22 protein-coding genes are annotated in these 23,120 nt (G+C 40.9%); 10 read left to right on the forward strand and 12 right to left on the reverse strand.

Annotated features, from left to right (window positions below):
* Window positions 1-153 precede the first annotated feature (153 nt).
* The gene (locus BK026_RS04680) at window positions 154-1,041 is read left to right on the forward strand and encodes a DUF6279 family lipoprotein (protein ID WP_256253676.1); all 888 of its coding nucleotides are present in this window, start codon (window positions 154-156) and stop codon (window positions 1,039-1,041) included.
* Between the two features lie 393 nt (window positions 1,042-1,434).
* On the opposite strand, the gene BK026_RS04685 is transcribed toward BK026_RS04680, so the two are convergent.
* Entirely contained in the window at window positions 1,435-1,818 is a 384-nt protein-coding gene (locus BK026_RS04685; RefSeq protein ID WP_071814761.1) for a glutathione S-transferase N-terminal domain-containing protein, read from the reverse strand.
* Between the two features lie 185 nt (window positions 1,819-2,003).
* On the reverse strand, window positions 2,004-3,647 hold the full coding sequence (locus BK026_RS04690; protein ID WP_071814762.1) for a response regulator: 1,644 nt from the start codon (window positions 3,645-3,647) through the stop codon (window positions 2,004-2,006).
* A 134-nt stretch (window positions 3,648-3,781) separates the two neighbouring features.
* On the opposite strand from BK026_RS04690, the gene BK026_RS04695 reads away from it, so the two are divergent.
* The 4 genes from BK026_RS04695 to BK026_RS04710 all read left to right on the forward strand — a co-directional run bounded on the left by BK026_RS04695 (window position 3,782) and on the right by BK026_RS04710 (window position 7,555).
* Entirely contained in the window at window positions 3,782-4,264 is a 483-nt protein-coding gene (locus BK026_RS04695) for a hypothetical protein (protein WP_071814763.1), read from the forward strand.
* 84 nt (window positions 4,265-4,348) lie between these two features.
* The gene (locus tag BK026_RS04700) at window positions 4,349-5,344 is read left to right on the forward strand and encodes a rhodanese-related sulfurtransferase (RefSeq protein ID WP_071814764.1); all 996 of its coding nucleotides are present in this window, start codon (window positions 4,349-4,351) and stop codon (window positions 5,342-5,344) included.
* A gap of 52 nt (window positions 5,345-5,396) precedes the next feature.
* Window positions 5,397-5,645 carry an EF-hand domain-containing protein gene (locus BK026_RS04705; RefSeq protein WP_071814765.1) on the forward strand — a complete coding sequence of 83 codons (249 nt, stop codon included), beginning with the start codon at window positions 5,397-5,399 and terminating at the stop codon, window positions 5,643-5,645.
* A gap of 611 nt (window positions 5,646-6,256) precedes the next feature.
* Window positions 6,257-7,555, forward strand: coding sequence for a hypothetical protein (locus BK026_RS04710; RefSeq protein WP_071814766.1), 1,299 nt, complete (start codon window positions 6,257-6,259; stop codon window positions 7,553-7,555).
* A gap of 238 nt (window positions 7,556-7,793) precedes the next feature.
* Here the strand turns inward: BK026_RS04710 and BK026_RS04715 are convergent, their stop codons facing one another.
* A complete protein-coding gene (locus BK026_RS04715) occupies window positions 7,794-8,327 on the reverse strand; it encodes a hypothetical protein (protein ID WP_083575148.1) in 534 nt (177 codons plus the stop codon).
* 279 nt (window positions 8,328-8,606) lie between these two features.
* Complete coding sequence (locus BK026_RS04720) at window positions 8,607-9,935, reverse strand: DEAD/DEAH box helicase (RefSeq protein WP_071814768.1); 1,329 nt, start codon at window positions 9,933-9,935, stop codon at window positions 8,607-8,609.
* Between the two features lie 58 nt (window positions 9,936-9,993).
* Here BK026_RS04720 and BK026_RS19625 point away from each other — a divergent pair, with 58 nt between their 5' ends.
* A complete protein-coding gene (locus BK026_RS19625; protein WP_177247879.1) occupies window positions 9,994-10,155 on the forward strand; it encodes a hypothetical protein in 162 nt (53 codons plus the stop codon).
* 3 nt (window positions 10,156-10,158) lie between these two features.
* Here the strand turns inward: BK026_RS19625 and BK026_RS04725 are convergent, their stop codons facing one another.
* Complete coding sequence (locus tag BK026_RS04725; RefSeq protein ID WP_177247880.1) at window positions 10,159-10,812, reverse strand: CoA transferase subunit B; 654 nt, start codon at window positions 10,810-10,812, stop codon at window positions 10,159-10,161.
* A complete protein-coding gene (locus BK026_RS04730; RefSeq protein ID WP_071814770.1) occupies window positions 10,812-11,519 on the reverse strand; it encodes a CoA transferase subunit A in 708 nt (235 codons plus the stop codon). The genes BK026_RS04725 and BK026_RS04730 overlap by 1 nt, the downstream gene beginning before the upstream one ends.
* A gap of 109 nt (window positions 11,520-11,628) precedes the next feature.
* Between BK026_RS04730 and BK026_RS04735 the strand changes: the two genes are divergently transcribed.
* Entirely contained in the window at window positions 11,629-12,519 is an 891-nt protein-coding gene (locus BK026_RS04735) for a LysR family transcriptional regulator (protein WP_071817499.1), read from the forward strand.
* A gap of 9 nt (window positions 12,520-12,528) precedes the next feature.
* Here BK026_RS04735 and BK026_RS04740 read toward each other — a convergent pair whose 3' ends face one another.
* The 3 genes from BK026_RS04740 to BK026_RS04750 form a co-directional block, all read right to left on the reverse strand.
* Window positions 12,529-13,305 carry an ABC transporter substrate-binding protein gene (locus tag BK026_RS04740; RefSeq protein WP_177247881.1) on the reverse strand — a complete coding sequence of 259 codons (777 nt, stop codon included), beginning with the start codon at window positions 13,303-13,305 and terminating at the stop codon, window positions 12,529-12,531.
* A gap of 68 nt (window positions 13,306-13,373) precedes the next feature.
* Window positions 13,374-14,132 carry a hypothetical protein gene (locus BK026_RS04745; RefSeq protein WP_071817500.1) on the reverse strand — a complete coding sequence of 253 codons (759 nt, stop codon included), beginning with the start codon at window positions 14,130-14,132 and terminating at the stop codon, window positions 13,374-13,376.
* Between the two features lie 77 nt (window positions 14,133-14,209).
* Entirely contained in the window at window positions 14,210-14,920 is a 711-nt protein-coding gene (locus tag BK026_RS04750) for a sensor histidine kinase KdpD (RefSeq protein ID WP_071814772.1), read from the reverse strand.
* 275 nt (window positions 14,921-15,195) lie between these two features.
* Here BK026_RS04750 and cysB point away from each other — a divergent pair, with 275 nt between their 5' ends.
* Window positions 15,196-16,170 carry an HTH-type transcriptional regulator CysB gene (gene cysB, locus BK026_RS04755; protein ID WP_071814773.1) on the forward strand — a complete coding sequence of 325 codons (975 nt, stop codon included), beginning with the start codon at window positions 15,196-15,198 and terminating at the stop codon, window positions 16,168-16,170.
* A gap of 78 nt (window positions 16,171-16,248) precedes the next feature.
* Here the strand turns inward: cysB and BK026_RS04760 are convergent, their stop codons facing one another.
* The 3 genes from BK026_RS04760 to pabB all read right to left on the reverse strand — a co-directional run bounded on the left by BK026_RS04760 (window position 16,249) and on the right by pabB (window position 19,865).
* On the reverse strand, window positions 16,249-17,622 hold the full coding sequence (locus tag BK026_RS04760; RefSeq protein ID WP_071814775.1) for an L-serine ammonia-lyase: 1,374 nt from the start codon (window positions 17,620-17,622) through the stop codon (window positions 16,249-16,251).
* Window positions 17,623-17,807: 185 nt separating this feature from the next.
* Entirely contained in the window at window positions 17,808-18,380 is a 573-nt protein-coding gene (locus BK026_RS04765; protein WP_071814777.1) for a CoA pyrophosphatase, read from the reverse strand.
* Window positions 18,381-18,431: 51 nt separating this feature from the next.
* Window positions 18,432-19,865 carry an aminodeoxychorismate synthase component I gene (gene pabB, locus BK026_RS04770; RefSeq protein ID WP_071814779.1) on the reverse strand — a complete coding sequence of 478 codons (1,434 nt, stop codon included), beginning with the start codon at window positions 19,863-19,865 and terminating at the stop codon, window positions 18,432-18,434.
* A 239-nt stretch (window positions 19,866-20,104) separates the two neighbouring features.
* Here pabB and BK026_RS04775 point away from each other — a divergent pair, with 239 nt between their 5' ends.
* Window positions 20,105-21,634 (forward strand): fumarate hydratase, encoded by a 1,530-nt coding sequence (locus BK026_RS04775; RefSeq protein WP_071814781.1) that lies wholly within the window; start codon window positions 20,105-20,107, stop codon window positions 21,632-21,634.
* Between the two features lie 130 nt (window positions 21,635-21,764).
* The gene (rmuC, locus tag BK026_RS04780; protein WP_071814783.1) at window positions 21,765-23,054 is read left to right on the forward strand and encodes a DNA recombination protein RmuC; all 1,290 of its coding nucleotides are present in this window, start codon (window positions 21,765-21,767) and stop codon (window positions 23,052-23,054) included.
* The last annotated feature ends 66 nt before the right edge of the window (window positions 23,055-23,120 follow it).

Consider the following 23,120-nt stretch of genomic DNA (forward strand, 5'->3'; position numbering starts at 1 on the left):
CGTAAGTGTATGATTAAATGAAGCTATATACGGTAATTAGCATTGATGTATTGTCCAAGGTAATTCATGCTGAACCGTTGGTAAAGAAAAGTTTTGCACTATTGTGTGGCATTCTGTCTATAAAGGGTAGTAAAACTAAGAAAGGAACCCAAATTGAACACTAAATCAAAAATCACAGGGCTATCGCGCCGTGCTATTTTTCGCATTTTTATTATTTGTTCTTGTTTGATGTGTCTACAAGCGTGCAGTTCAAAACTTGCTTATAATAACATCGACTGGTGGATCCATTGGTACGTTGACGATTATATTGAATTTACTGAAGAACAAGAAAATTCGTTTGATGGGTACCTAGCACAATGGCTTGATTGGCATAAACAAAATGAATTGGCCTTATATGAAGCGCAATTAAAAGAAATCAACACGGAAATTGATGAGCGCAGCTTAGACTTCAACCGAATTATCGATCATTTCGAACGCGCAAAGTCGCATTGGGAACGGGTTCAAACACACATAAGTCCCGACCTGGCGAAATTAGCCAGTACACTGACTAATGAGCAAATCGTTGCGTTTTTTGCCGCTCTTGAGAAAGAAAATAAAAAGAATCAAGAAGAGCTTAATGAACAGCAAGCAAAGCCGCTAGCTGAGCAATTAAAAAGCAGACGAGAAAAAATTGAAGAAAATATAGAAAAAAGAGTGGGGAATTTAAACGCTGAACAAAAACAAATTATCGCAACGTATGTAGAACAATATATACCGACAAAGAAAATGTGGGTTGCCTACCAGAGGAACATTCAAAGCGCAGCTAGAAAACTTTTTGCCGGGAGAGCATTTAATGCCAATTTTGAACAAGACTTAGTGGCAATAATGACAAATCCTGATCAGTTCAAGTCGGCTCAGTATATTCAAGCGAGCAAACATAACATGAAGTTAACTGCTACTATGATTGCTGAACTTCTCACCACACTCAGCAACAAGCAACGAGGCAAATTAAAGCAAAGCGTTGATGAATTAATAGAAACAGTAGCGTCTTTTCAGCAGTAATACATGTACACGTCGACTGACCTCGATAACGCGACATTAAGACGAGAATTTTGTTTGGCAGTGGCCGACACTGAAGCTTGCTTTGATGCGCTATAGGCACATTATTATTTAAAAAAAAGACATCGTCAGAACTACGAACAGATTTACCTAGGGAGATGGCTTACTGTTCGTCTAACTTGTTTTCTGATAAAGCCGATAGCAGTATCGCTACCACCTGGTCATATCAATTAGCCAATTGATATGAAATATAAGCAATTGAAACAAAGTAACTTTTTAGCCTTTAAGCACTTTGTTTCAATTCATGGTTTGACTAAAAAAAGCCAAAGCGCTTTTGTTTTTAACTCTTGTCTCGTTTGAATCTACGTGACATTTGCCCTGTACGTGACATTCCAGTTACTTGTTTTTAGCAGAAAAATTTTCGTTTAAGTAAGCAATGATAGCCGAAGATTCATAAAGCCATGTATCACCGTCTGGACTTTCTATTTTGAGACACGGAGCTTGAATTTTTCCACCTTGACTTTGCAGCTCCTGGCGATGAACTGAACCTTGCTTTACGCTTTTGTAGTTAACAGGAACGTTTAGCCTGTGCAACGCTCTTCGGGTTTTTATGCAAAATGGACAGGCAAAGAATTGATAAAGAGACAGATTTTTAGCCTGCTCATTAACTTTTATTTGTTCTTCCTGGCTACGCCTCATTTTTTTCGGGCGAGAAATAATGTCTAAAAATGCGATTATAGCCCCAAGGCCGTTGCGTAAAGCGCGAAGAATAAAAGACAAGTCAGCTACCTCATTTATTAACTAGGGGATTATTCGGGCGCAGAGTATATCAGACTTTAAGTTATGTCAGTTTTAAAAAACGTTTCACTTCCACTATATCGTACAAATGTGTTTTCTAGGTACTTTTCCAAAGCTTAAAAATGAGGCATTGATAGCAAAACCTTTTACGTCCCACAACTCGTGATTTAGCAACCTATATATTTTGATAGCTCATCACGTAAATTTGTATATTTTTCCTTGTACTGTTCTTTTAGCGCCATATCGTCTATTAATTTGAAAAGCTTTTTGCATTCAGATACGAGTTTGGGCTCTGCTGCATCGGCTTTTATTGCCAACTGTAAAATACATTGCAATAAATTTAACGCCACCCCCGTATTTACGGGCGCAAAACTTTGAGCTAAAGCAAAAGACGCTTTAGCGCGCTCATAATCTTTTCGTTGATAATGTTGAATTCCTTCGCGATTGAACTGCTGGTAGCTCGATAAGTTTTTCTGAGTTCGCTTAGCTTGTCTTTTCAGCATAAACGCACTGTTTACATCTAACTCGTCAGCTTTTGTTTTTAATATAGACTCATAATGGAGTGCTTCATCATATTCGCCTAATGTGTACATTACATCAATGCTGTCTGGGATATATGCCGTGGGTATGTCGTTGGCATATTTGCTATCTAGTAGCTCTTGAGACTGACTTAAATGTCGCTTTGCATCAACAAGTTTACCATCAATAGCACTTACGCGTGCGTTCACGATTTGGCTGAATATATCGACATCAAACTCTCTGTCCATTCGCAATAAGTGGTCGTCAAATTTTCCGCGCTGTAATGCCAGTAACGCCTCTTGTTGATACTTATTTCGTTGCTTTTTATCCTCACAATGCTCCGCGACATCTAATAAACTCCGTATAATGCCACACCAATACAAACTATTTTTGTGGACGCTTTTTTTAGACAAGTCCCAAATAGCCTGACTTGAAGTAGCAGCCAGAATTAAATCGTCATTTAATCGCCCTAGTTCACATGCTTTAACATGGCGCTGTAAGGAGTATGGAGACAGTTTAATAGCTTCTTTGATTGTGGTTATTGCGGTATCGCCCGCTTCAAGCGCTTGGTAGGCTTCCGCCATAATATCGTGCGCTTCAGCACTAAAGCGGTTTTTCTTCAATACGCGTTTGGCGATATTAAGCGCGTTTTCGTATTGATGTAATTTTAAATAGGTTTTTCCTAGCGCCACCTGAGCCCAAAGCACTGGTTTTCCATCGACATAATGCTTTAAAACATCGAATGCCTTTTTAGGTTGTTCAATTTTCCAATAGAGCTCAACCAACAGTTGTTCGCAGTAGCTTTTATAATGCGAAGGGCTGTCAATAAGCGCTTCAAGCGTATCGATAGCAGCGTTGTATGATGCTTGTTCGATATGATCAATGGCTACGTTAAGGAATTGTCGCTTTCGCCATGCCCGAATAATTCTTGATTTTAACTGTACCTGCGAGAAGGGCTTAACGAGAAAGTCGTCTGGCCTACGATCAATCGAACCAAGCACTATTGACCGCGCACTGTCTGCACTTATAAGTATAAACACGGCATGAGATGGAACAAGCCGGCGAGTGCGTAATTCTTCGACCAGTTCATATCCATTCTTGAAATCAGCACCAAGGTGTAAGTCACAAACGATAATGTCAAACTTATGTTTTTTGCAGATTGATATTGCCTGCTCAGCGGAAGATTTGGTTATCACATCTGTAGCACCCATAGAGTGCATAAGACCTTTTAGCAGTAATAAGAAGGGCCGCTGGTCCTCTACAATCAGAACTTGTTTGCTACTAAATTGCATTGCTGATCCGTGCTTTTATTTACCATCACCCTATATCATTATCGATAAGCGTTAATAGAGCAATAATAAGCTTAAGAAAAACATTATCTTGCCGAAAACGTAGGTATGGAAAAACGTTATTACTATCTGAATAAATGTCATTAAACGCCATACAAGAAAATCAGGCGCTTGAACTTGATCCCAGTTTAGGTTGGGAAGCTAATGGTGTGTTGGCCCGCGCAACGCAGCAAGGCGCTCTATTCAATCTTTTCTTGGCTATGCATCAGCACGGGCAGGCTGAACCGACAGCGTATGAAAGTCATACGACTAACGCTCACTCGAAAACAACACATTCAAAAAATTATTACAGGCGATCATCTACTTATGCCGAGAATGCTGATTGGCACAATATGCAGATTACATGTGAGTTGTTGCATCGTAACAGTGATGATGCCAGATTGTTTTTGTCCATCCATCCGCCGCCTTTGTCTCAAAAAGATGACGTTCAGCGACTGCCCGACGATGTTATAAATAACTGCAGTCTTGCCGCGCAAAAGCGCATTAAAGGTCGGTTAACTAATACTATCTCAGAAGATAACACGCTACTTTTTGAACTTATCGATGAAATAAGAAGTTGAGTTGTCTGTAAAGACGAGTTTTGTTATCCTTCGCGCCGCATTTTGCACTGGTCTTACGTTCCAATCAGCAAAGGTTAAAAATCTATGTCAAATTATATTGTTTGTGCAATGTATAAGTTCGTTGCGCTTGAAAACTTCAAAGAGATTCGCCAACCGCTTCTAGAAACCATGGAAGCTAATGGTATTAAAGGAACACTTCTTCTGGCTCATGAAGGTATAAACGGAACAGTGTCTGGTACCCGCGAAGGTATCGACGCGTTACTCGCTTATTTAAACCGCGACGAGCGGATCAATCCCATTTCTTACAAAGAATCCCTTCACGATGAACAACCGTTTTACCGTACAAAGGTGAAACTGAAAAAAGAAATTGTGACGATGGGCGTAGAAGGTATCGACCCGCGCAAAACCGTAGGCACTTACGTAAAACCCAAAGACTGGAACGCACTTATTAGCGACCCAGACGTAACGGTGATTGACACGCGTAACGGCTATGAAATTGAAATTGGCACGTTCAAACACGCTATCGACCCTAAAACAGAAACGTTTCGCGAGTTTCCTGAATACGTCGCAAAAGAACTTGACCCGTCACAAAACAAAAAAGTGGCTATGTTCTGTACAGGTGGTATTCGCTGTGAAAAGTCGACAGCTTATTTAAAGGAGCAGGGGTTCGAGGAGGTATATCACTTAGAAGGTGGCATTTTACAATACCTTGAAGATGTTCCAAAAGAAGAGTCATTGTGGGAAGGGGACTGCTTCGTATTTGATAATCGCGTAGCAGTAAACCACGATCTCGAGAAAAGTCATTACGAGCAGTGTTACGCGTGCAGGCTTCCTATTACTGAAGAAGACAAGCAAAGTGACAAGTATGAACCAGGTGTAAGTTGCCCGCATTGCTTCGGTACGCATACTGATGACCAAATTGCTCGGTTTAGAGAGCGTGAAAAACAAGTGCAACTTGCGAAAGAGAGAAACCAAGAACACGTCGGTACAGAGGCGCGTGTTGTTATGGAAAATAAGCGACAACAAAAAGCCCAAGCGCAACGAGAAAGGGCAGCCCAAGCGAAACAAAATCAAGCATAGACACATAGTTAGAAGGACGTTACACTCTCAGTTATTGCAGTTGAATTAAGGAATGCGAGTGAGTACTCAACTTTCAGAAGCAAAAATCGAAGAAATCAAAAGCGACTTCAGTTTTTTTGACCGAGATGGTAATGGCCAAATTGATTTAACTGAGTTCATCGAACTGTTAACGGTTATTTCGCCTAAGACTAAAGCAAGTCACGTACAGGAAGGCTTCAAACTTATCGATAGTAACGACGATGGTTACATCGATTTTGAAGAGTTCTTAGCGTGGTGGCAAGAGTGTTGGTGGGAATATTAATATTGCGCAGTCATATGCATTGGAATTGGTTTTCATCTTAATTCGTTTGTTAGATATGAACTAAATCAATTCCTAAAAGATCGATTTATATAAAAACGAGTTCCCTACGGTACTCGTTTTTTTTTGGTTGAAATATATAATGTAGTTCAAATTATAAACGGAAATCATGTAACAATATCCAAGCCTTACTCGAATATATATTTGAAATCAAAACGCAGGCAAATTAGTATCAATTCTTCTGTTAAGAAAAATAATACTTCCAAGACACTCTACGTCGCATACCGGTATTTTTTCCATTTTTTGAGGCTGTTCAGGACTTATATCCCGTGCTGTCTAGCTCTCGTATGTGAAATAAAATCATGCCTTTATAGATAAAAATTGTTTTTTATAGTCAGAGCAATAAATCTTGCAAAAGTATTTATTGGTTGCACGTAGCGCCATCAATAGTTTAGAGGCGATTTACAACACTAGTATTTATTTTCAACATAATATAAATCTACAAAAATTTACAAAGTTATCAATTGAATAGGTAAGGTATACCTTATATTATCTGCGCCCTTATTTGTCGCTCAATTAAGTATTGAAATAAAGAAAAATATACAGGACGCAAAATGAGAAAAGCCTTAATTACTGCATTTTTATCAACATTAGTATTTGGATGCAGTTCTACGAGCCCCGACGTTGAAAAAAACTCACCCAATACAACCAAGAATTACGTGATAACTGATGCAGGAAATTCTGACTATAGTTATATTAACTGGCCCTCTTTAAGTAATAATTTTTCAATATCGTATACCCATGGCTATGGTACGCAAGACGCTTTAGCGGCTTTAAATAATACAAGTAATGATGTTTATCTAATTAGCCTAGATAAAAATGGTGGTAAGTGGCAGGCGAGTATTGGACCTGGTGGCGAAGAGGAGGTTGCTGTAAACGTTAAAACCGGGCGAATAACTATCTTAGCGAGGGCGAAGGAGTACTCAGAGTTAGGTCGTGGGTCAAATGATATTACGGATACTTTTAAAAGTAGCTGGGTATTTCAATGTAAAAAGTCTGCTTTAAACCTGTTCAATAGCGGCGAAAAAAGAAATATTTGTGACTCTGAATTTTCTAAAGTTTATCTAAATTACAACCCGCGAGAGGCTGTTACTGAGGTGTTTACCTCTGGCGCACAAGCTATTATTTTAACAAAATTGTATAAAGCAAAATTAGATAAAGACGCATTGAAAGCAGCGTTAGAGCAATCGCAAGCTTATAGCTATTTAATTAATAAGTTGTCAAAGGAAAGATACGACGAATTTGAAAGAGACTTCAAAAGAACACAGGTAATAGCGAAATATTCTGTGGATTTTGTAAAAAAATACGGAAATGTGAAAGGCCTACTTAATCATGAATTTCTAGTCGAAGCGCGTGAAAATGCAAGAATTGTTGAATTAACGACAACCAATAGCATCTACGGTTTAAAGCGAGCCATAGCTAAATATGGTGAAGTGTCTGATACTGCGTTGGAAGTTGCTAAAACCAGGCTTGCCGCTTTAACCGAAGAACAATTACTTGCGCAGAAGAAACAAGCTGAAGAAGCACGGCTAGCTGAATTGAAAAAACAAAGAGAAGAAGAAAAGGAGCGTAAGAAAAAACAGCTGGCTGAATTGAAAAAACAAAGAGAAGAAGAAAAAGAGCGTAAGAAAAGGCAGCTAGCTTTAAAAACATGGCGACAGGGGGTAGAAGTTGGCGATAACACGTTCTGCGGCCGAATTATTGAAAAAAATAGTAACTCAACGATGTTTAAACTAGCCTTAAATATAAAGTTACCAGGGTTTGACTCGACAATGTGGTTGCACAGAAGTGAACTGTATAGCCCGAACATTGGATGTCGAAATGTAAACGGTAAGCTTTCTCCCATATTTTAGGCAAAGCAGCCAATAAAAATATCCATTGCGGTTTGTGTTAAGGCTAACCAAACCGCTCACAAACTCGTAGATTCCGTATAACGTGAGTAAGTTTTGACTAGTGCTAACATATGTAATGTTTTTTGACGCATAACTTGACGTAGTCCTGTTGTTTAAAACCATGCGTTGTACGCTGAATATGGCTAACGCAGCGCCCTCAATACCTAATAACTGAGGGATAAAAGGTAATATCAGTAAGCTACCAATCAGCGCTATAAGCCTCGTTCGCTTTTGAGGCCTCGACCTCGAGCGGTGCTTTATCGTAGCCGTAATGTGCCATGTCAAAGAAATGCTGGGTGACAATTTTATCTAAACTGGATCTTTCTATTTGAAGAACATGCACCAACTCATGGGCAAGTTTAGGTCTAGTGAGCACAAAATCTTTCCGAGCATAAATAGAATAGCCAAAAACTTGTGCGTTATTTATTATGCCTTCTCCAATTAATCCAACGGCCTCGCCGAAAAATTTAAGTGCAACGTTTTCGTAAGGATAGGGCACTTCATCTACATAGACAATTCTTACTTTTTCAGGGTTGTTAATCCCTATTTCAACTGCTAGCGCTAGCTCTTTTTGATTTAACGGTTTGCCTATTTCCAAGCCGCTCTTATCTGTTTTATATGCCCAGTCTATATATTGTGGCAATAAAACACTCGCTACAATTTTTTCATAAGAAAAAGTCACAACAGCTATTAATAAAATTAACGCTAACAATACAAACTTTAGAATTTTCATGTAGTAAAAGTCCATTTTAAACAGATAGTGTGCACCGAATGGACAAGCGTATTATTGAGAATTTATAGAACGTGTACGCATTATAGTTATCATCTATTCGGACTGTTATTTCAAACGACTAGGCGCTATATGCGTAGTAGAGCATATGGAAATGTATTGTTCTATTCTAGGGATGTAAGAAAATGTAATTAGGAACTAGATGGAGTGTTTAATACCGCTAATTGCTAGTCAATGGTTATTATCAATCAGCGGTTATTCAGTTTACTATTGAGGAGTATTCTAATCGTCATTGTCGTCTAGCGGTACGTTTCTTGGTTTACGTTTTACAGGGACCATACCAATATCTTCGCCAGACATGGTATCAACGCGCTTTTTGGTGCCTGATTTTGCTGGGGTCGTTACGCGCTTTTTACCATGTTGCGAATGTGCTCGCTTCACTACTTTTTTCTTTGCCGTAAAACCTTTGAACGATGCTGAGAATTCTTCATGAGGCAAACACTCCAATGCATATTGAAGGTGATTTTTAAGCCCTTCAAAGCTGTTCCAATCTCGTGGGCCAATTAAAGAGAAGGCTTCACCCTTTTGACCTGCGCGGCCAGTGCGGCCAATGCGATGAATATATTCGTCAGCATTTTTAGGAAGGTCAAAATTAACCACTACACCTACTTTTGATAAATCAAGCCCCCGAGAAGCTAGGTCTGTGGTAACAAGAATACTGTGTTGCCCACGGGCAAATGCGCTCATTACAGCAGCACGCTGATTCTGAAGCATATCTCCTCGAAGCGCGATGGCTTCAAGATTATGTTCATTTAGCAAGGTGGCAATTCTATCGGTATCTTCACGGGTAGCGGTGAAAACAATCGCTTGGTTGAAAGTGCGATTGGCAAGTTCGTACTGTAGTATTTTATCTTTGTTATCAAGGTTGTCTGCGAAGAAACATTGCTGAACTATGTCGCCATGTTCCGCCGTTGAGTCACCTACCGCTATACGTACAGCGCCCTTGGTTAAGTGTGCAGTCATGTGCTTAAGCTCAATATTATCGAGCGTAGCGGAGAACAACATAGTCTGGCGCTTTCTGTGATCAGCATAGTCATTTATCATTTTCAGCTGAGCAGAAAAGCCTAAATCTAACATGCGGTCGGCTTCATCAAAGATAAGCAACTCGAGGCCGTTCAAATACACACTTTTATCTAAAAGGTGGTCTGCAACGCGTCCGGCTGTGCCTACAATAATATGAGGGTTACGGCGAAGCGCTTTTACTTGGTCGTTATAGTTTTCGCCACCGACAATAAGTGAGCACGTTAGGTTTAGACCTGTGCACATGGACTTAGCTTCAATAAACACTTGCTTAGCTAATTCTCTGGTTGGCGCTAGAATGAGCGCCCGGGGGTCTTGTCTGCTAAGCGCTTTTTGCGACATAAGTCGATTAATTGCTGGGACTAAAAAGGCGAATGTTTTACCTGAGCCTGTTTTTGATGACGCAATAATATCCTTGCCTTGTATAGCGGGAAGCATTGTGCGCTCTTGAATTTCAGTCAGCTTGACAATATTTTTCGTCTCAAGCTTTGAAATTATTTTGTGGTGAACAGGTAAATCGGTAACTAGCAAGAAGGTATAGCCTTTTTAAAACAAAATTCCCGCGCATTATCCCTCAATGCAACGCGTAATGAAAGGCTTATTGCTTAGTATTCTTAGGCTTTGGGGGGGTGAAATAGATGAGGAAACAAAGGTGTGGGATAAAGGTAAATTGAATGCCAATAGAAAAAATGGCGCTTATCAACAACGTGTAAGAAATGTTGATAAGCGCGATAATTCAAGAAAAGCTTAAAGACTAAAACTTCATTTCTGTCACATTGTCCGGCACTATTAGGACGCCGTCTGTTTTTTCTTTGATTTCTTCTACGCTAACGCCTGGTGCTCGCTCTTGAAGTACAAACGCACCGTTTTCAACACTTAACACTGCTAAGTCAGTAATAATCCGGGTGATACAGTTCACACCCGTTAATGGCAATGTGCACTTGCTTAGAAGTTTTGGATTGCCGTGTTTATCGGTATGAGTCATGGTAACAATTATGTTCTTTGCGCCAGCAACGAGATCCATTGCGCCCCCCATACCCTTTACTAATTTACCGGGGATCATCCAAGAAGCAATGTTGCCAGATACATCCACTTCAAATGCGCCAAGCACGGTAAAATCAACGTGGCCACCACGGATCATCGCGAAACTTTCAGCGCTGCTAAATATAGATGCACCAGTAATTGCGGTTACGGTTTCTTTCCCCGCGTTAATCATGTCAGCGTCTATTTCGCTTTCTGTTGGGTAACGTCCCATACCCAAAAGACCGTTTTCTGATTGTAGCATTACGCTGATGTCATCTGGCACATAGTTAGCTGCAAGGGTAGGGATGCCTATACCTAAATTAACGTAATCACCATCTTTGAATTCTTGAGCTACACGCATTGCGATTTGTTCTCTGCTAAGCATTATATTGCCTCCTTGCTAACTACACGACGTTCAATACGTTTTTCAAATGAACCCTGAATCACCCGATTTACGTAAATGCCTGGTGTGTGAATTTCGCTGGGATCCAACTCGCCAGGCGCTACAATTTCCTCTGCTTCTACAACCGTGATTTTACCGGCTGTTGCCGCCATCGGATTAAAGTTTTGCGCCGTGTGACGATAAACGCAATTTCCAAAGGTATCTGCTTTCCAAGCCTTCACAATAGCAAAATCGCCAGTAATAGCATGTTCAAGAATGTAGGGGCGACCGTTGAATTCCTTAACTTCTTTTCCTTCTCCGACTGGCGTGCCATATCCTGTAGCTGTGTAGAATGCTGGAATGCCGGCCCCGCCAGCGCGCATTTTTTCCGCTAGCGTGCCTTGAGGTGTCAGCTCAACTTCTAATTCGCCATTGAGTAATTGTTTTTCAAACAGCGCATTTTCGCCGACATAGGAAGATATCATTTTAGCGATTTGTTTATCTTCTAACAAAAGGCCTAATCCAAAACCATCTACACCACAATTATTAGACACGACCGTCAGTTCTGATACCCCCATCTTTTTTATTTGTGCAATTAAGCCTTCGGGGATTCCACACAATCCGAAACCGCCAGCGATAACGGTCATTCCATCTGATAGACCTTCCATAGCTTCCTCATGTGATGAAACTACTTTGTTAAACCCTACCATCTTCTTCTCCTGCTCAAATTGTTAACATAAAGTATCAGCTTTGTTTTAAATTATGTAAAATTGAATTAATCTTATTATTAATAAATATTTTTTATTAATGGTGAATTTCATGGATATTTCCTATAAGCAAGTTAAGGCTTTTGTTGAGGTCGCTAATTCTTCTACGTTTGCCGAGGCTGCGATTTGTCTTCACTTATCACAACCGGCTTTATCCACGTCTATTAAAAAACTTGAGGCGCAATTAGGTGGTAAGTTATTCGAGAGAACTACAAGGCACGTAGCTATGACGCCTGAGGGAGAAATGCTGCTTCCTAATGCGCTAAGACTATTGCGAGACTGGGAAAACACTTTTTCAGATATGAAAAATGTGTTTGCGATGTCTAAAGGGCAGCTAACGGTATGTTCAATGCCATCATTTGCAGAGTCTTTATTGCCAACACTGCTAAAACAATTCCATTTAAAAGCGCCTAATATTAATCTACGCGTTGTGGATGTTGTCATGGAACAAGTGATCCATGAAGTTCTAGCAGGCAGATGTGAGCTAGGCTTTTCGTTTGAACCAGAACGAAAAGACGGGCTAATGTTTGAACCCCTCTTTGATGATCAGTTCGTTGTTGTCGCAACGCCAGAACAGAACGCCAGATTGGGGGCACGAATAAGTTGGTCGGATTGTTTAAATTTTTCTCTAGTAATGATGAATAGGGGATCTGCGGTAAGACAATGGACGCAAGAGAAACTTCAACGCTATGGTAGTTTGAAAATCGTAGCTGAGACCGGCCAACTTGCTACCCTAGGAAAGTTGATCAAAAGCGGTTTAGGCCTATCCATAATGCCTTCAATATGTTCAAAACAAATGCAGGATCTTGGTCTTGTGGTGCGAAAAATAGATGACAATCCGCTTTCAAAACGCATAGGGCTAATAACAAATTCAAGGAAAGGTTTGTCGGTTCCCGCTCAACAATTATGGAATTTAGCGATTGATGAATACAAAACTAATTAACGCAAGTCGCTATTTATCCTTGAGCATTGCGCGCTCAAACCAATAATGCTTGTAGAATTCTATTGCGCGGATAATGTCACCGTTCTCTGATTTTTGTGCCAACTTCTCGCTGAAAGCATCAACTAAATGGGCGCATGTTGAACGCTTACTAAAACCGTGGTGAATTTGAGCATTGTTTATTTCTAATGCAATCTTAAACTTGTCAATCTGCTGTGTGCTGTTTAAATAGGCGAGGGCGGTTTGTTTTCCGGTTACAAAGTAATCTACACGCTCTAGCTCTAACATTCTGAAGTTTTCAGCCAAACCGATAACTTCAACAACGTTGTTTTCGACGAGAAAGCTGTCAATGATGTTTCCGTGCTTGTCACCAGCGTTTATTGAAACAGCCAAGCCCTTAAGGTCGGCAAGTTCATCAACGTCACCTAAAACTGAAGAATTTAAACTAAAGACAGCAATTGGGTTGTCATAAAACGGCGTAGGAGTAAACGTCAAAAACCGCTGCCTTTCTTCGGATATTTTTAGCGCAGGAATAAGGTCGATATTGCCCGACTCAGCTTGATGAAGTACCCGTTTCCAAGGCCCAACGTAATGCGTTGTCCACTTTATATCTAGTTCATCTAAGATCTTTGTAGTAATTTCGATAGATGCCCCCACTAGTTTGCCATCTTGTACCCAATGAAAAGGGGGATAGTTGGGGTGTGCCGATATTCTTACTTGTTCACATTGCAAGTCGCCAGCGAAAACATTAGTTGGTAATACTACGCAAGAAATAAAATTTAACATCATCGCTGTGAAGGCTAGCCGAAGCTGAGAACAACATAGTTGAAGCCTTGTTTGCCAAAACAACAATGGCTTTACCATTTCTTTTTGGGAGCAAACAATTCGTCCAATTCATCGCGTTCTTCTTCCTGCTTTTTGGCGCGATCTTTCTCGTTAACACTTTTAAGGTTGCTTTGTATTTCCTGAAGCCACTCGTTCAAATTCGCCAAACGCGACGCAGAGTATTCATCTTGAGGGCTTTGATTTTCAAGTGCCGCTTTTGCTTTCTCAAAATACTGCCTTGCTGAACCATACATGTTTGTCTGAAGGGCGGCACGGCCACGTTTTATTAAAGTCTCAACATTTACTTTTACCTGTAAACGCTCTAGCTGCTTGTCTTCATCCATAAAAACTTTTGAATCAATATGACCTTTACTGTGTTCAGAGCGCAATATTATTCTGAGTTTTTTCACTGCTTGAATGTATTGGATGATCATTTTATCGTTTTCAGGGAGTGAAAAGTCGGTGCGTGCCGGTGAAGTATCTGATAGCGCCGTAGCCGCGGCCTGTTCGCTGCTTGAAATGCGTTGTTTTAGGTCTGCTGAACCTGCGATGTCGTGCATTGATTTAAGTGCTTGAAGTGCGCGATTATGGAGAATGCCTACCAAGCGTGAGGATACAGGCATATTAGCTGTAGCAGCAATGACGTTTTCGGTTTCATCAATAATATTACGAAGTTTAGCTTGTTCCGCTCTGCGCTCGGCCTCTTGCTTTCTTCGGTGTTGCTGAATGGCGTTGATAAAGATCGCGGCTATCAACAAAACAACAATCGAAATTATAATAATCACGTACATGCGTGGTTCCATTTACTCTAAGTGCTTTACATGTTTAGCGTTTATATTAATCGCTAACCACCAATAGTATCTCAATATTACGGTATTTTTACTTCAAATACACTTCCACCAAGGCTTCCCCCATTAGAAAGCGCGATATCGCCTGCATTATCACCCTGACTGTGCGCACGAGCGATTAGTTTTGCAAAAAATAAACCAAGACCGGTACGTCCCTGGCTTAACTCAAACTCCGCCAGCGCTTCATGACTTTTTTCAAGCATTGAGTCAGGATAACCATGTCCGTCGTCTTCAACTTTTATTGTCAGAAAACCGTTTTCGTTAATTGCACTTACGTTGATAGTAGATGTTCCATACCGCATAGCATTGATAATGACATCATTCAAAAGCAAAAAGAATAATTCACTATCTAGATACCAAGCCAGGTCTTCATCAGCACTGATATTAACGGTAATGTTTTTTTCTTTTACATACAGCGTATTTGAGCCGACAACATCTTCAAGCAAATCTTTAACGAAACATTCATCTACGGTAATAGGTAGGCTTTCTAATTCTGCTCGATACAAAGACAATATTTGAACTAAATTGGTATTTAACCGAGATGCTTCATAGTGAACATTCGAGACCTGCTTACGCGCAACGGCATTTTTTTCGTCAAGGCTTTCGCTCAGTGCTTCTATAGATTGAATCAGCAGAAAAAGAGAATTTTTCATATCGTGTACCGCGGCGGCTAACACAGATGAAAAATCAATTGGCGATGATAAATTACTTTCTTTTTTGTTCACGATCATTTTTGTCGTTCGCTAAACTTCTCCTGCATACTGTAGTCACAATCCAATGAAATTGGAATATAAAGTACAGCGTTACGCATAAATCTAAAAAAATGCATTAAAAAAAGAGAGCTGTCTTCTGTTATGTCACTTACTTCTTACTTTTTTGAAATTTTTAGTCTCGTAGTGCGTTATACCAATTAGTCACAAATAAGTAATAGATACTGGTAAATATTGATGGTTTTGGTTATAACGAGGGGATATATTGCTATTCACGTTGTTCAATGGTGTAAATTATGAAACTGCAACAACTACGTTATATCGTAGAAGTTTTAAATAACAATTTAAATGTTTCAGCAACCGCCGAAAGCCTATACACGTCTCAACCCGGTATAAGTAAACAGGTTCGCATGCTGGAAGATGAGCTTGGCGTTCAAATATTTGGTCGTAGTGGCAAGCATCTTACTCACGTCACAGATGCCGGTAACGACGTGATTAATATTGCGCGAGAAATTTTGGCTAAAGTTGAAAGTATCAAAGCCGTCGCGCGCGAACACACGTTGCCAGACCAAGGAAAGCTTAATATTGCCACTACGCATACACAAGCAAGATACGCATTGCCTGATGTTATCCAAGGTTTCATGTCGAAATACCCGAGAGTTTCGCTTCATATGCACCAAGGAACGCCTTCACAGATAAGCGATTTAGCGGCCAAGGGAGAAGCAGATTTCGCTATCGCAACCGAGGCACTTCACTTGTATAACGACTTGGTGATGTTACCGTGTTACCACTGGAATCGAAGCGTGATTGTAAACAAGGACCATCCGCTTTCTAAAAAAGGTACTATTGATATTTCGGATATAGCAAAGTATCCCTTAGTAACTTATGTTTTTGGTTTTACGGGCCGCTCAGAACTGGACCAAGCCTTCGAAAGGGCAGGTTTAACGCCCAAAATTGTGTTCACCGCAACCGATGCAGACGTTATCAAAACGTATGTTCGCCTTGGCGTTGGAATAGGGGTTATTGCCTCAATGGCAGTAAGTGAAGAGTTAGATGATGATTTGGTTAAAATAGACGCAAGTCACCTATTCGATTACAGCACAACTAAGATAGGATTTAGAAAAGGATCTTTTTTACGAAGTTACATGTATGATTTTATTGAACGTTTTGCACCTCATCTAACAAAGGATAAAGTCGAAAAGGCTATGATGCTTAAAAATAATGAGGAAGTCGAAAAGATGTTTAAAGGCGTCACGCTTCCAGTGAAATAGTCATTCATAAGCGGAATTTCGTTAAAAAGGGGCTGATGCCCCTTTTTTGTTGTGCCTTACATGCGCTTTCGGTTGGTATTAACATTCGATGATATTTACCGCGAGGCCGCCACGCGCAGTCTCTTTATATTTCGTTTTCATATCATTACCGGTATCGCGCATGGTTTTTATTACTTTATCTAACGAAACTTTATGCTCTCCGGTACCTCGTAACGCGAGACGCGATGCGTTTATAGCTTTTATTGCCCCCATCGCATTTCGTTCAATACAGGGTACCTGTACGAGCCCACCAACAGGGTCGCACGTTAACCCTAGGTTGTGCTCCATACCAATTTCCGCGGCATTTTCTACCGAGGCAGCTGTGCCTCCCATTATTTCCGCTAGCGCACCAGCAGCCATTGAACAAGCTACACCCACTTCTCCCTGGCAACCTACCTCAGCGCCTGATATAGACGCATTCTCTTTATAAAGAATGCCGATAGCTCCGGCAGTAAGAAGGAAGCGACTCGCCACCTCTTCATCGACAGGTCTTATAAACTTATCAACGTACTGTAGTACTGCGGGGATAATACCTGCTGCACCATTTGTTGGTGCAGTTACAACACGACCGCCAGCGGCATTTTCTTCATTAACGGCGAGGGCGAATAAATTTACCCAATCCATAGTTTGCATTGGATCATTTGTATGTTCGGTTTGTAAACGTCGATAAAGACCAGGTGCGCGACGCACTACCTTCAAACCGCCTGGCAATATTCCTTCGCTATCTATACCACGCTGTATACAGGCTTTCATTACCAGCCATATATTGTGAAGCTGTTGCTTTACTTCAAGTTTAGGCTTAAAGGTAGCTTCATTACGCAACATTAACGAGCTAATACTAAGGCCATTGTTTTTACACAGCGCTAATAATTCGCCAGCGGTTTTGAAAGGAAAGGGTACCGACGCTTGAAGGCTCGCAGCGTGTGCTTTCGTTGCATCAAATTCTTCATCTTTGATTATAAAGCCGCCGCCTATGCTGTAGTAGGTTTGCTCTTTAACTAGGGCATCTTTTGAATAAGCATAAAACGTTAGCGCATTAGCATGTTTTGGTAACGATTTACGACGATGAAAAACAATGGCATTTTTGTTGGGAAAGCGTACGGGTTTTTGGCCATTAAGAGCCAGTTTTTCGGTGTTACGTATTTCTTCGAGTCTGCTTTCAATGCTGTCAACATCGATGCCATCGGGTAATTCACCTAAAAGACCAAGGATCACTGCTTTACCCGTTCCATGCCCAATTCCGGTTTGCCCGAGCGAACCGAACAGTTCAACTTTCACACTATCTACCGTATCAAAAAGCGCAGCGTCTTGCGCCAGTTCTGAAACGAACTCAGCGCCCGCTTTCATTGGACCTACAGTATGCGAACTCGATGGGCCAATGCCCACGCTGAACATATCAAATACACTGATCATAAACTATCAAAATTAAAACAAAGTAATGCAGGGATCATGCATCCGCTAAACAAAAACCACAATACAGAAAAGCTAATATCAAGATTAGTTTTGCTAATACACTGTAAAGTTTAATTTATAGCGCAATGGATTCATGAAGACTCAGTGTTTATCAATATCTGCAAGCCTCTACAAAGTATGCTGATTCAAGGGTGAACATGATGTGAAAGGTTACGCAGCATAGCGGCGGTTGCGCCCCAAATCATATGGTGTTTCCAAGGAATGAAATATATAGGAAACGAAGTTTTTCCACGGTTTGTGGTATGCACTAAGTGATTTTTTCTGTCTAGAACGTGAGATAATGGCACTTCAAACGCATTTTCCACTTCATTTTTATCTATAACTGGAGTGAAATTAGGGTTCACGAATCCGACTACAGGCGCTATCTCATAACCACTTATTGTACGGTACTTGGGCAGCATTCCCACAACTTCGACGTGAGAAGAAGGAAGTCCAACTTCTTCTTGTGCTTCACGCAGCGCAGTGTCAAAAAAGGAATTATCGGTGTTATCGACAGCACCGCCCGGAAAACTAATTTGTCCGGGATGATGCTTGAGATGGTGCGCGCGCTCGGTAAGCAATAATTTCAACGAATTCCCATAGTCAATGAGAGGTATTAGCACTGCCGCCGGCCTCCCTTTTTTTCTCAAAGGAAAATCAGGTTCTGTATAGGGCTGCCTCAAATGGTGAAATTGCGATAGAAATTCGTTTTTGGTCATAAAAATTTAGCACACTCAATACTTGCATTTTTTATCTGAGATTACTCACTATTAACTCATAGATTCAAGTACGGGCAGTATTTTAGATACCTTGTCTAGTGTCTCTTGATACTCTTCACTTGGCACTGAATCTAATACAATACCACCGCCAGCCCAGCAATATAGGGTGTTATTTTCAGCTAATACCGTTCGAATACAGATGCTTGAGTCCATATCTTCACGATACCCCATATAAAAAATACTGCCGCAATAAATATGTCTACGATGAGGTTCAAGTTCATCAATTACTTCCATCGCACGTATTTTCGGAGCGCCAGTAATAGAGCCTCCCGGAAATGCCGACGCTAAAAGATCTAACGGTGTTGACGTTTCTTTTAATTCGCCCGTTACCGTACTTACTAAATGGTGTACTGCTTCATAACTTTCAAGTGCAAACAAGGCGGGCACGTTAACAGAGTGAGGTTTGCAATGTTTTGATATGTCATTGCGCAGCAAATCAACAATCATTAAGTTTTCAGCCCTATCTTTGTCTGCACTGAGCAAACTCTTTGCACTTTCTATGTCCTTCTTTGTATCTATAAAGCGCGGGCGCGTGCCCTTTATTGGCTTTGTCTCTACTACGCCGTTTTTCACACGTAAGAAACGCTCGGGCGAAATAGAGGCAATACACCCTTGGGGTAGATTGAAGTACGCAGAAAATGGTGCTTGGTTTTGGTTCCGTAACTCGTTGTAGCCATGCCAGAGGTTTCCTTTAAATTCAGCGCTAAATCTCTGGGCCATGTTTACTTGATAACAATCTCCAGCATACAGGTAGTCATGTATTTTACCCAAGCGTGCTTCATATTCTGTTTTTGTTAGGTTCGATTTAAAGGGGGAAGTAAGTTTGAAGTCCGATGTTGAATCATCGCTGTTATACGAAGGTAAAACATGATGTATGGGTTTGTTATCGGCGGAGCAATAGTAAATGATGCCTGTTTGAGTATCTTCGATAAGCGAATTCAAATAAAGACCAACAGCAAAATCTGGAGTGGTGTAATCGTTTTTGGCTATGCTAGGCAATGTTTCATAGAAACGTCCCGTATCGTAACCCGCCATTCCTGCGACACCCACCACAAACGGTAAATGTGCAGTATCAAACTCGGCATGCAAATTAATCGATTGTACTTTCACATGTAAATAATTTTGAACCGCCTCAAATGGCGCTAGATTTAGCTGTTGGCGAGTAGCAGTACGCAAGTCATGTAGCTCTACGCTTTTTCCTTTAGCTTCAACTACGGCGTCAGGTGAAAAGGCGATAATGTTAAAGCGGCCTTCGCTTTTTGATGACCCCGCCGTATCTAATAATAACGCGTAGGGTTGGGCTGAAATTCGTCGGAATAATATATTAAAGGTAGAACTACCATCACAGACTAAACCTAATTGGTCAGCTAACTCTTTTTCAGTGAAACGTGAAACATGAACGTGAATAGTATCTGCGTGTGACATAAGTGTTTTCTGTACTTCTTTTTTTACGAGGCGTTTTTAGCGTAAACGCTGCACTAAACGACTTTTTAATTCTATCTGGCGCATATTCGTGCTTTACCGCGTATATTTCGTATAGTTTTCAAAAATAACTGGAATTGCCACTTAGCCCATTGTTTTACATGGTGCGATGTGGATAGATGCGCTAGTATACGCTTTTTTAGTTAGCTAAGACCACGAAAGCCAAATAAAAAGAGGATGTCATGACCGTTATCCGTCAACAAGACTTCATTGACAGCATTGAAGATGCCCTGCAATTTATTTCTTATTATCATCCACTCGACTACGTGAAAGCCGTAGAAGAGGCGTATAAAAAAGAAAAAAGCCAAGCCGCGAAGGATGCTATGGCGCAAATTCTTATCAACTCGCGCATGTCTGCCGAAGGTAAGCGACCTTTATGCCAAGACACGGGGATTGTCACGTGTTTTGTTAAGGTTGGTATGGGAGTGACATGGGACAAGACTGACATGACCGTTCAAGAAATGGTTGATGAAGGAACACGTCGCGCTTATCTCAACCCTGACAATCCGTTACGAGCGTCAATTGTTGCAGACCCTGCTGGTGCGCGTAAAAACACGAAAGACAATACGCCATCTGTTGTACATATTGACATGGTAGCGGGTGAAAAGATTGAAGTGATGATCGCGGCTAAAGGCGGCGGTTCAGAAAATAAATCAAAAATGGTTATGCTTAACCCTAGCGATGACATTGCGGATTGGGTTGTGAAAACATTACCGTCGATGGGGGCAGGCTGGTGTCCACCAGGCATGCTGGGTATAGGTATTGGTGGTACTGCCGAAAAAGCAGCGGTACTTGCCAAAGAAAGCCTCATGGACCCGGTAGACATTCAAGAACTTATTGAACGTGGACCGCAAACAACAGATGAAAAACTTCGTTTAGAAATTTTTGACCGCGTCAACAAGTTAGGTATTGGTGCACAAGGCTTAGGAGGTTTGACTACCGTTGTTGACGTTAAAATTAAGTCGTTACCTACACATGCAGCATCAAAACCAGTAGCCATGATCCCCAACTGTGCTGCAACCCGTCATGCGCATTTCTATCTCGATGGTTCGGGCCCAGCGGAACTTACGCCACCGAAGTTAGAAGACTGGCCAGAAGTAACCTGGGAAGTTAGCGACAATACTCGCCGCGTTAATCTTGATGAAGTTACCAAAGAAGATATTCAAGAGTGGAAAGTAGGTGAGACGGTGTTGCTATCTGGAAAGATGCTTACCGGTCGAGATGCTGCACACAAGCGCATTCAAACTATGATGGAAAACGGTGAAGGTTTACCGGAGGGCGTTGACCTCACTAACCGCTTTATCTATTACGTTGGCCCTGTTGATGCTGTGGGTGACGAAGTGGTAGGTCCGGCAGGCCCGACTACTGCAACCCGTATGGATAAATTCACCGACATGATGCTAGAGAAAACAGGCCTTATCGGCATGATTGGTAAAGCAGAACGCGGTCCAGCAACGGTAGATTCAATCGCAAAACATAAAGCAGTTTATTTGATGGCAGTGGGCGGTGCCGCTTATCTTGTATCTAAAGCCATTAAAAAATCTCGTGTTGTTGCTTTTGAAGACTTAGGAATGGAAGCTATCTACGAGTTCGAGGTAGAAGACATGCCTGTAACGGTTGCAGTAGACAGCACGGGTGCCAATGCTCACAAAAATGGTCCTGCCATTTGGAAAGCGAAAATTGAAGAGTTAGATGCTACCTTGTCTAAATAGCTCGCTCGTTTAATGAATAATACTTGGGGTACAGTGTAGTACCCCTTTTTTTTGAAATAGTTATTTCCTATTGGAATGCGCGTTTATTTTTGTTTATAGTGCTGTACAAAATAACAGTACCCAAAACATCATGCTCATTTCTTTTATCCAAAACGAACCCATTGCTTTTTTATTTGCGTTTATCTGCCTATCAATAGCTTGCCTTACATGCATTGTCCTCTTGCGCCAATTCGCAACTAAACTAGAAAAATGCAAACAACAACAACTGTCACTAGAACAGACACTTCAGCATGAGCGATTAACCGTTGTAAAACTCGAAAGTAAGTGCGAAGCACAAGAAAAACGAACGCAAGCGTTACTAGATGCCCACCAAGAGAAAATTGCAGATATGAACGCCGCAGAGAAGCGTTTACAAACGCAATTTGAAAACTTAGCGAATAAGATTTTTGACGAAAAGCAACAAAGATACACTCAACAGGCAAAAACTAATATCGAGTCAGTATTAGCACCTTTCAAAAATCAATTAGATGCTTTCAAACAACAAATTGCCGACCAACATATTCGTGAAGGCCAAGAAAGAGCATCTTTGAAAACTGAAATCCTAGGCCTAAAGGCACTTAATCAAAAAATCACAGAGGAAGCGGCTGCGTTAACTAATGCGCTTAAAGGCGACAATAAACAGCAAGGCAATTGGGGAGAGGTAGTTTTAGAGCGAATTCTCAAGGAGTCAGGACTCCGGGAAGGACATGAATTTGAAACCCAAGTGAACATTGCCTCTGAACAAGGAAAGCGACAGCTCCCAGATGTTGTTGTACATTTGCCAAACGATAAAGACGTAGTCATTGACTCGAAAGTCAGTTTGACCGCCTACGAACGGTATTACAACTGCAAAGATGAGGTAGAAAAAGCAAGCTATCTTAAGCAACACGTTACCTCTATTAAGTCACACGTTAAGGGGCTAGGGAGCAAGGATTATCAGTCACTGAAAGGCTTAAAAACGCTAGACTACGTTTTATTATTCATCCCAATAGAGTCGGCTTTTATGCTAGCAATAGAGGAAGAGCCCGATTTGATAACAATGGCGTTAAATAAAAATATCATGTTAGTAAGTCCGACTAACTTACTGGTTGCTTTGAGAACCATAAACAATATTTGGCAGTACGAATATCAAAATCAAAATGCGCAACGTATCGCAGAACAAGCTGCAAAGCTCTACGATAAGTTTGTCGGCTTCATAAATGACATGGAGAAAATTGGAAAGGCCATTGAAGGTGCCAACTCCACTTACGAACAGGCGATGAACAAGCTATCAAAGGGAAGAGGGAATATTATTCGTCAAATAGAAAGCTTTAAAACACTTGGCGTTCAGCCGAATAAAAAACTCTCTGTGAATTACGACAGTGAAGAAGATACAAAATAGAAACATTATTGAAACAAATATCCTCCTACAAATTTACGTTACTTACCAAAATATTACACTTTTAGG

The sequence above is a fragment of the Alteromonas sp. V450 genome (assembly GCF_001885075.1).
Classification (GTDB): Bacteria; Pseudomonadota; Gammaproteobacteria; order Enterobacterales; family Alteromonadaceae; genus Alteromonas.